11 protein-coding genes are annotated in these 15817 nt (G+C 48.9%); 8 read left to right on the forward strand and 3 right to left on the reverse strand.

The window, feature by feature from the left end; translation table 11 throughout:
- The first annotated feature begins 303 nt into the window (after positions 1-303).
- Together IEV98_RS18060 and IEV98_RS18065 are read left to right on the forward strand one after the other, a co-directional pair.
- Positions 304-1143 carry a phosphodiester glycosidase family protein gene (locus IEV98_RS18060; RefSeq protein ID WP_188507431.1) on the forward strand — a complete coding sequence of 280 codons (840 nt, stop codon included), beginning with the start codon at positions 304-306 and terminating at the stop codon, positions 1141-1143.
- Positions 1144-1242: 99 nt separating this feature from the next.
- Entirely contained in the window at positions 1243-2277 is a 1035-nt protein-coding gene (locus tag IEV98_RS18065; protein ID WP_188507432.1) for a glycoside hydrolase family 43 protein, read from the forward strand.
- A 71-nt stretch (positions 2278-2348) separates the two neighbouring features.
- On the opposite strand, the gene IEV98_RS18070 is transcribed toward IEV98_RS18065, so the two are convergent.
- Positions 2349-2975, reverse strand: a complete 627-nt coding sequence (locus tag IEV98_RS18070) for a class Ib ribonucleoside-diphosphate reductase assembly flavoprotein NrdI (protein WP_188507433.1) — start codon at positions 2973-2975, stop codon at positions 2349-2351.
- Between the two features lie 175 nt (positions 2976-3150).
- On the opposite strand from IEV98_RS18070, the gene IEV98_RS18075 reads away from it, so the two are divergent.
- Positions 3151-3774 carry an outer membrane beta-barrel protein gene (locus tag IEV98_RS18075; RefSeq protein ID WP_188507434.1) on the forward strand — a complete coding sequence of 208 codons (624 nt, stop codon included), beginning with the start codon at positions 3151-3153 and terminating at the stop codon, positions 3772-3774.
- Between the two features lie 14 nt (positions 3775-3788).
- On the opposite strand, the gene IEV98_RS18080 is transcribed toward IEV98_RS18075, so the two are convergent.
- Together IEV98_RS18080 and IEV98_RS18085 are read right to left on the reverse strand one after the other, a co-directional pair.
- Positions 3789-4295, reverse strand: coding sequence for a pyridoxamine 5'-phosphate oxidase family protein (locus IEV98_RS18080; RefSeq protein WP_188507435.1), 507 nt, complete (start codon positions 4293-4295; stop codon positions 3789-3791).
- Between the two features lie 22 nt (positions 4296-4317).
- Positions 4318-4857, reverse strand: coding sequence for a GNAT family N-acetyltransferase (locus IEV98_RS18085; protein ID WP_188507436.1), 540 nt, complete (start codon positions 4855-4857; stop codon positions 4318-4320).
- A 157-nt stretch (positions 4858-5014) separates the two neighbouring features.
- Here IEV98_RS18085 and IEV98_RS18090 point away from each other — a divergent pair, with 157 nt between their 5' ends.
- The 5 genes from IEV98_RS18090 to IEV98_RS18110 all read left to right on the forward strand — a co-directional run bounded on the left by IEV98_RS18090 (position 5015) and on the right by IEV98_RS18110 (position 15804).
- On the forward strand, positions 5015-7990 hold the full coding sequence (locus IEV98_RS18090; protein ID WP_188507437.1) for a sensor histidine kinase: 2976 nt from the start codon (positions 5015-5017) through the stop codon (positions 7988-7990).
- A 12-nt stretch (positions 7991-8002) separates the two neighbouring features.
- A complete protein-coding gene (locus IEV98_RS18095; RefSeq protein WP_188507438.1) occupies positions 8003-8764 on the forward strand; it encodes a hypothetical protein in 762 nt (253 codons plus the stop codon).
- A 100-nt stretch (positions 8765-8864) separates the two neighbouring features.
- Positions 8865-9518 carry a response regulator gene (locus IEV98_RS18100; RefSeq protein WP_188507439.1) on the forward strand — a complete coding sequence of 218 codons (654 nt, stop codon included), beginning with the start codon at positions 8865-8867 and terminating at the stop codon, positions 9516-9518.
- A gap of 443 nt (positions 9519-9961) precedes the next feature.
- Positions 9962-10309, forward strand: a complete 348-nt coding sequence (locus IEV98_RS18105; protein WP_229738829.1) for a hypothetical protein — start codon at positions 9962-9964, stop codon at positions 10307-10309.
- A 32-nt stretch (positions 10310-10341) separates the two neighbouring features.
- Positions 10342-15804 (forward strand): CLIPPER-2 domain-containing protein, encoded by a 5463-nt coding sequence (locus tag IEV98_RS18110; protein ID WP_188507441.1) that lies wholly within the window; start codon positions 10342-10344, stop codon positions 15802-15804.
- Positions 15805-15817: the final 13 nt, after the last annotated feature.

Here is a 15817-nt window from a genome sequence, read left to right on the forward strand (position 1 = left end):
TTTGTAGTCAGTTCGCTTGTCGCGCAATGGCCTTATGGATAGGAATATTTTGATCGGGCATCGTTATTCGTTTTGAGTACTGCAAAATTACGACGATTTCGAGTTGTTTTGGTAGTCCAATTGTAAGATAATGGATAGTCCAAATTTGATAAGAAGGTTAAGGAACCGTTTTTGGGTGTATCGCCCGATGACGGTACATCGTTGAGAACCGTGAAACCCCTGACCGATCCTCGCGGTTCACTGTTGCTGAAATATGCGATTTGCAATGATTAGAGCTGATGTGGAATTGCTAACTTTGGCCGTATGAAGCGAAACATACTGTCAATTATTGCAGGCCTGTTATGGCTTGTCCAGCCGGCCTTCGGGCAGTCGGCCGATTCGGTAGCTGTGGTAACGAAATCGTGGTCTGTTAAATCTATTGCAAAAGGTATAGTATGGAAACATGGGCATTTCGAACAATTATTCGGAAGTCACCAGGATGTGAACTTAGTAGCGATTGATCTGAAGAAATATCGTCGGAAAATCCATATCGCCGCGGATTCGGCCCGGTTGGACAGCACTTCGCAAATTGCGGCCGCATATGGAGCCGTAGTGGCCATCAATGGGGGATTCTTTGATATGAAAAACGGCGGTTCGGTTGATTTTGTGAAGGTGGATAATCAAGTCGTCAACCGTACACGAGCGCAAACCGAGCGCGCCGATGCGGTGCTGCTAATCTCGAGAAGAAAGACCGAAATCCAATCAGCGGCCTCCATAGATTACGAATATAACAAGGTGCCGAACGTAATGCTATCCGGTCCGCTGCTGATCCAGGACGGGGTCGCAGAGGTTTTGAATTCCAATCCATTCAATGACAACCGCCACCCGCGAAGTGCCGTTGCAACAACAGTCGATGGGAAACTGATCTTTGTCGTTGTGGATGGCCGGAACAAGCTATCGGCAGGTATGAACCTTGACGAGCTGACGAAAATGCTGGGCTGGTTGGGTGCAGACGACGCGATGAACCTAGATGGTGGGGGAAGCAGTACCTTGTATGTAAAGGGAGCAACGGAAACCGGCGTGGTCAACCACCCTTCTGACAACAAGAAATTTGACCATATGGGGCAACGACCGGTGGCCAATATTGTTTACGTTGAACTGTGACCAACTTGTCGATTCCTTTTATACGCAACGCGACTATATTGCATATAAAAGGAATTTATCTAAGTTTGCAATTTGGACTTAACCCCCTATATCAATTCAATGAACAAAGCGATTTATTTGCTGCTGGTCTGTTTGCTAGCGCATAACGTGATCCAAGCGCAGGAAAAGACGTTCGTCAACCCGCTGCGTAAAGGTGCCGATCCATTTGTGATGAAGCATGAAGGACGCTACTATACCATTTTCAATGGCGGCGGAGGGATAACGGTTACGGAATCCCGTTTCTTGACTAAATTTGAAAAAACAGCGGTGGTGTGGACACCGCCTGAAAATGCTTGGAACAGCTATAATATCTGGGCACCTGAAATTCACGTAATCGATGGCAAATGGTACATTTATTATGCTGGGTCGGTACATAACGGAGCGCCGTTTTATGCACAGCGAGCAGGTGTGCTGGAAGCCGACAATCCGTTTGGTCCATATGTAGACAAGGGGATGTATTATACCGGTGATGACCCGGAAACGAAGAAGGATAATTGCTGGGCCATAGACATGACGTTGTTGCAGCATCGGGGGAAGAATTACGCCGTGTGGTCTGGCTGGACGGCATTGCATGACCACCATGATGTGGATCAATATTTATACATTGCTGAACTGATCGACCCGTACACGCTGGGTAAACGGGTATTGCTGTCAAAACCCGAGTTGCCATGGGAGAAAGGAGATCATATCGCGCTGCAGGAAGGGCCGCAGGTACTGAAGCATGCGGACGATGTGTTTATCATGTACTCCACACGGGGCTCTTGGACCGAGCATTATAAAATGGGCCAGTTGCGGTTAAAATCGCCGGATAGTAACCCGCTGGATCCCGAGGCTTGGACCAAGGCAGAACAATCGGTGTTTAAAGGTACGGATACGGTACACGGTGTGGGCCATGCCAGCATGACCACTTCGCCCGATGATACGGAATATTGGATCTACTACCACTCTAAATTGCAGTTGGATGGCGGATGGAATAACCGGCACGTATTTCTCCAAAAATTTACATTCAATGTAGACGGAAACCCGGATTTTGGCACGCCAAGCGGCTCATCGACACTAGATCGCCCTTCCGGTGAGGTGGAATTGGAGCGCTAGGACCGGTGCAGCCGCCAGCATAGTCATGAGGCGGCGAGCATGAGGATGCTGCTAAAGCCGATGAGCCATAGCTACGCGTCGAATAAGCTGCTGATCTGCTCGATGATTTCGGGTTTGTATCCCACCATCCTTAGAATTTCGCGCGCTCCTTCGAAGACGATAACGGTAGGCACTGACCTTACGCCATATTGTGCGGCCATGTCGGGATGGTCAAACGGATTAACGTCCCGGTACGGGACGCCACAGCGGTCTAATGCATCGGTTACAGCTGTGCAGGTGGCGCAGCTGTCTGTCCGGAATTTGAGGATGCGCAGGCTCGTTTCCATGGTTTTGGGTTCACCGTTGATGTAATCAACAAAGGTTAGTATTTCACCGGGAGTCCCGGACAGTTCGAATTTGAGGTTTATAGGGATGTCGTATTGTTGGTGTATCCGATCCACTGCTGCCGCAAAATCGCGTCCCCAATTCCGGTTGCCGCTTCCGGATATAGAAAGTATTTTGCGGTGATGTTCTTCAAGGAAACTTTGCACCAAAGGAGGTACAGCCCCCATTGGATCTGTATATGTAACTAGGTGAGCTTGCCGGAATGGGATAATGGTCGGGAGCTCGCAGGTACGAAGGTGCAGCACCGAAAGCTCGGCGGCCTTATTTACAAAGCGCCTAACATTCCCTGTCCTGCTGGCAAATATGATGAGCATAATATGTCTTATACTAAACCTCGTTTAAGGCGATTTTGTTTACACCTGAAGGCTTTACTAAGACAGCATAAACGGCTAATCCAGTATATAAATGGTTTGAACGCACGGAAACAAACTGAGCTAATCGTGTAGCAATCTCATTCATCACTACGTTAGGCAATAAAGACCCATTTTTATGAAAAACACATTGATTTCGTTTATTTTTATGTTTGCCATACTGGATGCCCATGCACAACGGCAGGAGAAAATCGGTTTCGGCATACAGGCGGGGTGGAGCATGTCTAGGATTTCGGGCGATACCTTTGATGGAAAGGCAGGTTTCATCGGCGGCGTACACGCCAACTTCCCGGTATTTGGCAGTTTCTATGTGCAGCCCGAAGTCAATTTCCAGCAGTTGGGCGGCAAATATAAAAGTGACGCGTATGTAATAGGTGATATTCTTTATCGGGATGCCGAACTGAATATGAATTACCTGGGTGTACCGATCCTGATGAAATACCGTTTCAACCCCATTGATTTGGACATCTTTGTCGGTCCGCAGGTGGGCTTTAAGCTACGTGCCAAAAACAAAGTGGGTGAGGGAGAAACCTATGAGGCGTACCATGTGAAGGACACCGACATAGCGGGGGTATATGGGTTGGAATATTGCTTGCGGCTACCGGATAGCCGTGTGGACCTGATACTGAACGCCCGCTACACGACGGGATTCACGAATTTCAATAAGGGCGAAAATCCCAATATGCCCAATGATAGCTACCGAAATAATGCGCTTGCTTTTATACTGGGTATCCGGTTTTAGCTTAATTGAGGTGATTATAAGTCCAATTCGCCTTCACGGCCGATATCCATTTGCTTGCCAGACAGGGCACTGGTAGCCACTTTCAGGAAAGTAACCAACTTATTGGTTTTGTTGTCCCAATAGTGACCTTCTTCTGGTGTCACCTTCAGCACGCGGATACGCGGGTCTTCCCGGCCCTGTTCGAACCAGGCCGCTACTATCTTGTTCCAATATTTGTCAATACGGGTACTGTCTTGCGAGATATTGCCCGTGCCATTGATGCTGAGGAAACTATAGTTACTTACGTCGGAATATAAAAGGCTCACTTTATGATTCCGTTGGAGATTTTGGTGTGTATCGCTTTCCGAAGAAAAGAGAAACCAGATATCGCCGTTTTCGTCTACCTCCTGTCTGCTCATGGGGATGGCGTGTGGGTAATCGCTTTCGGGATTGAACGTACATAACATGCCGATATCAATTTTGTCAACCAGACTTTTTAATTTTTCGATGGCTTCCTGGCGTTGCAAATTTTCTGTACTCATAGTGTTGTTTAATTAACAGCATTTAACGCATAAACCCCAAAGCGCCCGGTTTGTTTGAAATAAACTCGGCCTTAATAAAGTTGAGCTCCAAAAACTCCGCCGGTAAGCCATCGTAGTTGAAAAGCCGCTTGGAAATAAACCCCTGATTGGTCAAAATCTTCCGTGAAGCCACATTAGCCGGGTCGATGATGGCCGTAAGCGTTTTGAGTTGCTTTTCAGACTGGGCGATTTCAATGAGTTGCTTGGCGGCCTCTGTGCCCAGTCCCTTCCCCCAGTATTGCGGCAATAAGCTGTACCCCAATTCGGCCGAGAAGGCCGCTTCCTCGGTGACCTCCAGCTTGCCCAAGCCAACAAATATGCCGGATTGGCGCTCAAAAAGTTTGAACTGGCCAAAGCGATCATGCAGCGCGTTGTTAGCGAGCAGGGCCTGAAATTCTTCCATAGCTTCTTCGTAGGGAATAGCGCGTTCAGTAATCTGCGCCATTACCTGCTCGTTGCTGACAAGTGCATAATATAGGTCGAAATCGTTTGCCGTGAATTTATCGAGCAATAGTTTGTCCATCGGGCTAAGATAGGAAAAGATGCCCATTGACGGTGAAGCTGACCATAGCGACATAAAATAGGAATTATGTATTGGCCAAAAAAGCCCGACATTATGGGACGAATTACGGAAAAATCGCTACTTTTGAACGATGCTATTTGCTGGATAATGCCAACTCATGGGGAGTATTGATCTAAACCAAAGTTTGCGGAAAAGGCTGTTATTGCTGATATTGGGATGCTTTTCGCTGGCTTCAGCGGCTCAGGTATCTCCGTATCACTATGTCCAGATTATCCCCGGCGTTGATGCACACCATACCATGATCAGCGATGCTGTTAAAGATCAGGCCGGAATGATTTGGATGGTTGCAGGAGGAATGCTCTACCGGTACGACGGTGTAAATGTGATCCCCTTTTCTAAATTGTACAGCGAAACGCTGCCTTTTGATGAAGTGAGCGACCTGTTGGCGGATCCATGGGGCCGCTTATGGATAAATAGCCGCAACGGGCTAGCTGTTTTTGATACGAATACCTGGTCTTTGATAGGTAAAGAGCATGGTATCGGCGAACTGGTAGGGAAGTCGGTCATTGCGTTTTATCGTGGTGATAATGTGCTGTATGTGGCTGATGGAGAGGGCGCCGTTTGGCAAGTCGGTGAGTACACAGCGAAACAACGTTTTCGTTTTGACACAAATGTTGTACATGAAAGACGACCGTTGGGCAAGATTCTGATAGCCGATGCCGACAATCTATGGTTGGCCTTCGGGAATCAATTATACCGTTATGGACTGCATGGTGGTGATACAAAGGTGACGGCATTCCCCGCTGGTCTGTTTGATGAGTTTGAAGATTTATTACCGATAGTGGGTGGTGCGCTGATTCGCGTTTATTCCCAGGGTTATTATGTGTTTGACGGTGATAATTTTCTCCGTTGGTTGGGTAATGACTTTAAAGGCAATGATTTCACCACATGGAATCATTGGTCTTTTACCAGTGGAGACAAAGTGATTATTGTTCACGGGAGTCAGTACCTCGAATACAGTCGCGATACCACTTTGCGGTTACGCCATGCCGGTACTAATGGTATGGCAGAAAATATATTGTACAAACGACTCAATGCATGGCAATATGGACAGCAGGAGTGGTTATTAGCTACCGACCAAGGGTTGTACAGTGTTTTCAGGTCTAGGATTCCATTCAATTTCATGGGGGCAAGATCGGCCCGTGGAATGGTTAAACAGCATGGGATATATTATTTCGGTGGTTATGGCTACTTGAATACTTGGTCTCCAAATCGGGTATTCGGCCCCTATACCGAGGCACCCGAAAATAACTATTATGCCTTTTTGCCGCTGTCGACCGATACCACGGTTATCGCCATGGAGGGTGAATTTTTGAATTACCTGATTAATGGACGTATTGTAAAGGCACCATTACACTTATCTGATAACGAGCGGGGACGTTTCAATGGCATGGCTTATTGCCTGGCACGCCAATCGGCTGATACCTTGTTGGTCGGTACGTTCAACGGGATTTGGAAATATGCACTATCATCAGGACGTGCCTTACCATTGCTTTGCCCGCAAAGCGGTTTCTTCAGTGAGGGCATGCGCGTACTATCACTTGCTGTCTTGGAGACCGGCATCAGTTATACGACAACGGAGGGCTTCTTCGTATGGAAAGCAGCGGGCACGTGCCGTAAAATCTATCCCGCGGACCATACCAAGCTAAACATCTACACACATAGTTACGAAGGAGACTCCGTATATCTAGGCACCAAAGGCCGGGGACTTGTAGTGTTGGATGCTTCGTCTAATACAGGCCGGTCACTCCGCATGGAAGATGGGTTGGCCAGCAATACCATATATAGCATGAAATGGATTGGCAATAAGCTGTTCCTAGGCACGCATAACGGTATCTCGATATACGGGGGTAGGCAATTCTTTAACTATTACCATGCGGATGGGCTTCCTTTTGAAGAGTTTAATCACCAAGCAATCTATTATGACGAAACCAGTGATTGGCTGTTTATGGGTGGTACCGGAGGATACACGTATTTTCATCCCGAGCAATTGACGACTGCTGGAGACAACTTTGATATCCAACCGGTGCTCTCCCGTATCCATATGGGATTGAAGACCAACCGATACGTCGAAGAGTATGCCGGTCTGCAGCAATTAGATACACTTAACTTGTCGCCCGATGTGGTATGGCTATCCATGGATTTTGCACGCCCCAATGCCTATCGGCAAGTCTATCGGATGCAGTTCAAAATCGAGCCGTTTATGGACGATTATCAGGAAATGCCGGCTTTTTCCCAGATTAACCTCACGGGCTTATCGGCAGGCTACTATTACTTATCAGTGCGGACTACGGCGTTGAATTCCGACATGCCGGAGATTATCCGTACGTGGGTCATCCATAAGAAGCCGATCTTTACGGAAACACTTACGTTTTTTACCTTGTTATGTTTGACCATTGCGGGTATTCTGACATTTTTCCTGTATGAGCGCTCACGCCGTACAAAAAACGAGTACAAGCTCAGGGGGAAAATATCCCGAGACCTACATGATGAAGTAGGCGGGTTACTTACCGGTATTTCCATGCAGGCAGATTTGCTTAAGCTTAAAATGGGCGGAGAGGAACAGGCCGTAATGGCTGTGGGTAATCATAGCAGGAAGGCCACACAAATGATGGACGACATTATTTGGGCGGTAGATACCCGCAACAACGACCAAGACAGCACCGTGGATCGTATGAAATATGTAGCTATGGCGTTGTTGGATCCATTGGATATCACGATTAGTTTTGATTTTGAGCACGGTGAGCGCAAAATCGCCCAATCGCTGCGGCAGAACCTTTACCTCATCTTTAAAGAAGCGATACACAACATATGCAAGCACTCAAATGCCACGGCTGTACGAATAGGATTACGTTTCACTTCAAGAACTATCGAGCTGTATGTATGCGATAATGGCAAGGACAGTAAAAAGCGATTCGGTGAAGGACGAAGCGGCAACGGACTGCGTAATATGCAACTGCGAGCCGACCAGATTAATGCCGACTTGTGGTGCGGCTTTACCGAAGACGGGTATATGGTAAAGTTGACCGCCCCTTATCATAGGATGAGACTATTTAACCGGATTAGGATTTGAGTCAAACAACAGATGATATATGACCTAGTGATTGGATTTGCTGCTGGCGGGATATTATTTAGCTTTTTAGCCATCGTAATCCGGCTTATTGATCAAAGATTACGCAGGGACCTAGCCGAGATTTTGCTTAGCATTGCACTTTTTTCCCTGATGTGGTTTGCATTTATCTACCTGATGATTGTGACCCGTTATATTCAATACATCCCCAATCTCTACAACAAAGGCATTCCCCTATACTACCTGATCGCCCCCTGTTCCTATTATTATGTGCGTCTTAAGCTGTATCCCATAGCGAAGGTGCCCAGACGCTGGTTGGTACATGCAATTCCGTTTCTATTTGGCCTGATTGATATTGTGCCATACATGATTACTAGCATGGCCGAAAAGCAAGCATTTATGGCGAGCCTGGCGCATGACGTAAGCCTGGGCTATAAGCACGGTTATGGGTTTATAAATCAGCAATGGCATTACATCATCAAGTTAGCCCTTGCTGCGATATACCTGTTTTCGCAATGGCAGTTGTTGTTTATGGCGGATGCCACCGCACATTCCTACGGGCGTAAACTGCGATTTTCACTATATGGCTACACAGTTATTTTTTCGCTGTTCATGTTGGTGCAATTGGGTATGGTTTTCAATATTGTGTTTAATAGGCAGCAAGCGAGTTATATCTTGATGGATTTCGATAAATTATTCTGGGTTAGTTTGCTATACCTATTGGTCGGTATCTGGCTCTGTATTGGGCCATATATCACAAAGCGGCGTATAGTTTAACGGAAATTTGAAAACCTACCTTTTCGGGTAGGAGAATTTATCGGCTCAATCTTTTACTTTTGGCAACATTTACTTAGAAGCAACATACAAACCAATCAATATGAGGCAGGGCAAATATAAGTTGGCTATTGTAGAAGATAGGCAGGTCGTTTTGGATGCATTGGTTGAGTTTTTCCAAACTTCCGCAAACTTCGACCTCTGTCTTATGGCCAGTTCTGCCGAGGATTTTATGGAACGATGGAAAGAACAGCGCATTGATCTGTTGCTCTGTGATATCGGCTTACCGGGCAAATCAGGCATTGAAACCGCATGGTATGTGAAGCGCCGGTCTGCCGCGAGTCAAGTAGTCATGTATACGGTCTTTGACGATAAGGAAGCCATTTTCCAAGCACTATGTGCTGGTGCTTCAGGCTACTTGCTTAAAAACACGCCGTTGCCCAAAATGGAGGAGCAACTGCTTGACGTACTTCATGGCGGCTCGGTAATGAGCCCGCATGTGGCGCGGATGGTAATTGGACATTTCAATCCGTTTTTAGACCGCTCCCGAGCGCCATCGGACGTGGAGCGGCTGACACCACGGGAAATCGAAATTGTCTCCATGCTCCAAAATGGAGATTCCTATAAACGGGTGGCCGAAAATTCGAATGTTAGTGTGGATACGGTGAAATTCCACATCCGGAATATCTATAGTAAATTGCAGATCAACAGCCGCGCTGAGTTGATCAATAAATACAAGCGACCGATACGTGAATGATCAACCTAACTTTTAAATCTTAATCTTCACTTATTGCCTTCTTGCTGCAATATTATTATTTCATTATCAATGAATTATGTCGGATTCGTCGGTTTCTTACCATAGGGTAAATAACGGATTCCGAGGCGGCAAATAGCCTTCCTAAAAAATGAAATCCCACCTTTTCGGGTGGGTATTATCACTAATCATATGTTTTCCTTTGTAGTGGAATTACTACAAAAATTTATTTTTCTATGAAAATATTTCTACTGCTCCAAAGTCGATCACCTATTGAGGGAAACCGATGTTTCCGAACACCTCGCCTAACTTAAATCGTTTCCGAGATTCATCATATCGAAGGGTTACGATATCGTTGCCCTACAATTTCAATGAGTTATTAAATCAACCCCAAAACGAATAAACTAGTAGAAATGCGTATTTTAATCAGTTTAATGTCTATTTTCTTGAGTTCTCAATTATCATTCGCACAGGAGGAGAACCCCTTTACCGTAGCTGCAAAAGCAGACCTACACGCTTTGGTGGAGAATGAAGAGCTTCTTACAATCGTTGACCTTTCAGACCTCGATCCAGAAGATGAGGAGTCTTTGTTTGACAACTTTTATCGAAAATATAAAATCAACATCCTGAATGATATAGACGATGAAGTACGCCGTGGATACCTCACGGAAGTCTATGAACGCATGATCTTCCTTTTGAGCAAAGAGGCAAAATTGGCTGTGGCTGAGTTTGAGGAGAAGATCGATCGGAATCCTGCGCTTGGCCGACAACTCCGCAATCTTATCTTCGAATAACCTGATACATTTTCTACCCGTAATCGTCCTTCATGAATACCACTAGTCTAACCCGTAGTATGTTCCGTCCGTTAATTGCCGCGGTGATGTTTGCCGTAGTGTTGCTTGGCTTGTCGCAGACAGCCTCCGGGAATGAAACCGCCGCCAGCAGCCTGTTTGCTGCGCCCGTATTGCGCCTTGACCCGTCTAACGTGACAGGTGCCGGCGGCACCAACATCAACACCGTTGCCTGTGCTAGCGGATATGAGATTCTTGAGCACTGGAATACCGGCACATCGGCGACCGTGAGTTCACCGGATGGCGTGATCAAAACGATGCGTATTGTGTTGGACAATCCACAAGACGCCGGGTTGGAAGAGCTGGCCATCGGTGGGATTTTTCCGGGCGTGTTCGTAGCCGGTAATGGTACCACGGAACTGACGCTGACCAATAACGGTTCGGCAACCTCCAGCGCAGTGCTGAATGTATTGAATGACTTGTTGTACACCAATCGCGCGGATAATCCCAATACAGCGGTGCAGCGGAGGGTACTGATTACCGTGACGGATGCGGTCGGGCAGACATCGAACACCGCAACAGCATTTGTCACCGTGACCCGTGCGGCCAACACGGGAAACTCGCCTGGGCCGATTTTGGTGTTTGCAAGCACATCTACCGTAGACCTGTATGACGGTCTGGATGGATCGCAAGATGTCGGTGGCACCTGGGTTCGGGTAGATAACAATTCACCGGTATCGGGAAGCACGGTGAACATTGCATCGCTGCCCATGGGCGGTACGGCCTATCGCTACGAAGTAGATGCGGGCGGTGCCTGCGGTATGGGGTGGACCACAGTGGTCGTGGTGAAAATTGATGATGATGAAGAGCCGATTACTTCAGCAAATTCCTGCGGGTTTTTCTTAACGACTTATACCAACGCCATGTATTCGGCGGCTACCGATGATCCGATTTATGTGTTCAATGGTGGGCCTGGCACTGGCTCGCTTTCGGGAACGTCTCGAAGCGCGGGAACCGTGTTCGATTGGTACAAATTCGACGCGGCGACGAATAGTTACCAAATATATGCACTGGATGCGGGTCCTACAATTTCCGGTTTGGAAAGCGGAGGCTACCTGTTGCTGACGAACAATGACGGGGTTATCCGGGAAGGGCGCGCATGGGTTTGGAATACCGAAAACTTGCCTTCGATTGACGAAGTGGGAACTGTTTGTGAGGGAGCAACGGTTACCCTGAACGGGGACATCGGTACGACGACGCAGCATTTTACTTATTATGATCCGGTACGCAGGCCATTTATCATCAACGCAAGCACGCGCATCCGGGTTACCTTTAACGCGACCCATACCTATGTATCGGATCTGGCCTTCTATTTCGTAAATCCCGACGGAACAAAGACTATACCCTTGGGTGTAAACCAAGGCGGGAATTGCAATTCCGGCGACAACGTGAATAACTTAACGTTTACAAATCAAGGGCCGAATGCATATTTCAATTTTTGTTTAGGGGCTCCGAATACGTTAACTGGTACGTTTAACGGTTATCGCAATGCCTCCGGATCAGATCAGCTAATTAATTGGGCACCGATGTATGGTGAAAACGCCAATGCGGGCGGCTGGAAAGTACAGATCTACGATTGCGTAGGTCAGGACGTCGGCCACTTGCGGGGCGCTACGATTACGTTTGACGATGGGGCTGGGAATGTGGTAACCTATACCAGTGGTTCGATTGCCGTACCAATAAACGACAACTCGTGTACACCTTCAACTGCATCGATCTACACAGTGCCGTTTACGCCGGCTGTGCTTGCGCCAACAGCAATAACCATCGGCGATGATGTGGGTGTAGGTAGGGGTCAGGGTGGCTATCAGTGGTCTTACAGTACTGATGGACCAACAGGACCATTCACTGATTTCGAAGACGGCACCACCACACCACAACTTTCATTTAACGAGACGACCTGGATTAAATTGTCACTGGATCTGGGCATCGAAGGGTGTCTGTTGGAAGACGTGATCGAAGTGACGGTCAATTCGGTGGCTGCGCCCACCGCGGACGCAGCACAGGAGTTTTGCATTGCAGACAATCCGACGTTGGCAGCTATCGCCGTAACAGGCGAGACGATCCGCTGGTTTGCGGATGCGTATACAGCCACTGCGTTGGCGAGTTCAACGGCGTTGGTTGATGGAACAACCTACTATGCGAGCCAAACGGTTAGCGGTTGCGAAAGTATAGCAAGGACGCCGATCACGGTTGGGCTCTTTTATCAACCGACGGTCGACGCCGGTTCAGATGTAACGCAATATACAGGTCCGTCATTTGAACTGGACGCATCGAATGACTTAGGCGTAGGCGAATGGTCTCTTGTATCCTCAAGTCCAATTGGCTTGACGGCTTCGGCAATCGATGATGTGACGGATCCAAATGCGACGATTACACTGCCGGCCAATTCAACTGCTACACTTCGATGGACAGTTACCAATGGCGGATGTGTGGTATTTGACGATGTGGAGTTAACCTACCTCGTACCGGAGATTACAGTGGCCAAAACGGCCGCTGTAACTTTGGTATCGGCGCCGGGCCCCATAAACTACGAGTTGGTTGTCGAAAACACAGGTACCGTAAACCTGACGGGCATTGCCATCACCGACGGGGTTACCCAAGGCACCTCCAGCGAGGCGATTGCCTTGCTGGGCACGCCGGTGCAGACGGGCGGTACGGGGGACAACACGGACGGCGTGCTTGACGTGGGGGAAACCTGGACGTATAGTTACAGCTACACGGTGACGCAGGCGCACCTGGACGACGGGGGTGACCTGGTGAACGGGGTATCGGTGGATGCCAACGAGCTGATCGACGCGGTGGATGATGCCGCGACGGTTGAAATTACACAGAGCCCGTCACTGACGGTGGCCAAGACGGCTGCCGTGACAACGGTGTCGGCGCCGGGTGCGATCAACTATGAGGTTGTGGTAGCGAACACGGGCAACGTGAGCCTGACGGGCATCACGGTTGCGGACGCGGTGGTGCAGGGTACGGCAAGCGAGGTAATCGCACCGGGCACGCCGGTGCAGACGGGCGGCACAGGGGATAACTCGGACGGGGTGCTTGACGTGGGCGAGACCTGGACGTATAACTACGGCTACACGGTGACGCAGGCGCACCTGGATGACGGGGGCGACCTGGTGAACGGGGTATCGGTGGATGCCAACGAGCTTAATGCCGCAGTGGATGATGCCGCGACGGTGACGGTGACGCTGAGCCCGTCCTTTACATTATTCAAAGAATTAATAGCGATTAACGGCACCACCAATGTAACGAACTACAACGCTGTTGGCGACGAGCTGGAATATGCAATTACGGTGACCAATACCGGCAACGTAACGTTGAGTAGCATAACGGTGAACGACGCGCTGACCGGCCTTACCGAAACAGTAAGCTCACTTGCGCCAGGCGCCGACTCGGTGCTGACAACGGTATACACCATCCAGCAATCTGATTTGGATGCGGGCGTGGTGTTGAACACGGCAACGGCCACGGGTGAAGGCCCGAGCGGTGATACCGTCGATCCGACCGATCCATCCGACGGACAGGAGACTACCACGGCTACGCAGGCACCTTCCTTCACAATCAGCAAGGTATTAACCGGCATCAATGGTGCCGCGGGCACGACCAGCTACAATGCAGTCGGCGATGAATTGGAATATGCGATCACGCTGACCAATACGGGCAATGTGACATTGGGCAGCATAACGGTGAACGACGCACTGACCGGCCTTATCGAAACAGTAAGCTCGCTTGCGCCAGGTGCCGACTCGGTGCTGACAACGGTATACACCATCCAGCAATCTGATTTGGATGTGGGCTCGGTATTGAACACGGCCACGGCAACGGGCGAGGATCTGGCAGGTAACCAGTTGAATCCGACCGACCCGGTAAGCGGCGAGGAAACCACCTTGGCCACGCGGCAGGCAGGACTTAGCCTCACCAAAAAGGTAATCAGTAAGGGGCCTTATCGCGTGGGCAACGACATCACGTACGAAATAGTTGCAACCAATACCGGCAACGTCACGTTGACGGACGTCAATGTGACCGATGACAACGCGGAGATCGTCTCTGGCTCACCGATACGCAGTTTGCAACCCGGAGCAGCTGCTACCGTAATTGCACGCCATAAGATCACACAAGCGGACGCAGACGCCGGTCAGGTAGTAAACCAGGCTCGGGCAATTGCAACAGGACCGGATGGGACGGATATTCCCGAAGTAACATCAAATGATCCCAATACACCGGGAGACGGGGATGCGACGGTCATCACCATTATCCAAACGGCAGAAATTCGGATTGAAAAGCATGCTGATAGGACGCAGGTGAAAAATGTGGGTGATCAGATTATTTACGAAATACAGGTCACTAATACGGGCACGGTAACGCTACGCCATATCGAAATCCGTGACCCCTTAACCGGCTTCGTACAGCAAATCGCAGCGATAGAACCGGGGACAACGAATGCCTTGATCTTTACAACTACATATCGGACGACCGCCGCAGATCTCGTGGCGGGTAAAATCATCAATTCGGCGACGGTAAGTGCGGTTGATCCTAACGGCAATCCACTAAGCGGCACGACGACGGTGGAAGTGAACGCTTATTTCAAATTGATTGCCGTGGATGATGACCGCTTCGGCCCGATACCGGGTAGGGACGGGGGCACAACAGCGAGTGTTCTTGGCAATGACACCATTGATGGTGATCCAATTGACGTGGGAACGATTGTCCTGAGCCGGACGCCGGTAATCGGTAGCTCACCGCTAACCCTGAACGAAGATGGAACCGTGACGTTGGCACCGAATACGGCGGCCGGTAGCTACACCTTATCGTACCAGGTATGTGATGCGGTCAATCCAACAAATTGCCAGACCGCAACAGTAACCGTGGAAGTAGCACCAGCAAGTTTGGAAGCAGCAGCAGTATCCGCCGATGCCAATGGTTATGACGGAACGAAAAATGTGGTAAACGTATTTGATAACATCAAAGTCAATGGAGAACCACTGGATCCGGAAGACGTCAGCCTGACGGTGGTCCGCACGGATCCCGAATTGGTGCTCAATGCCGACGGATCGGTTGACGTACTGCCGGGCACGAGGGGAGGAACGTACATCCTGACATACCAGATCTGTGAAAAGCTTAACCCGGATAATTGCACCGTTACAACCGTAACCATTACTGTGGTGAATCCGTTAAAGATACCGAACGTATTCACGCCTAACGGCGACGGTAAAAACGACGTGTTTGAAATCATCGGCATTGAAGGGTTTGACCTAATTGAAGTGACCGTCGTAAACCGCTGGGGCAACGAAGTGTACCGGAGCAATAACTACCAGAACGATTGGGATGGCAGGTCGCTGGGGGAAGGCACGTATTATTACCTGATCACCACGCATAAAGGTAAGATCCGTGAAGTACGCAAAGGCTGGGTATTGTTAAAACGGATGTAAGGAAGAGAAACGA

The organism is Parapedobacter pyrenivorans (assembly GCF_014636865.1).
Lineage (GTDB): Bacteria > Bacteroidota > Bacteroidia > Sphingobacteriales > Sphingobacteriaceae > Parapedobacter > Parapedobacter pyrenivorans.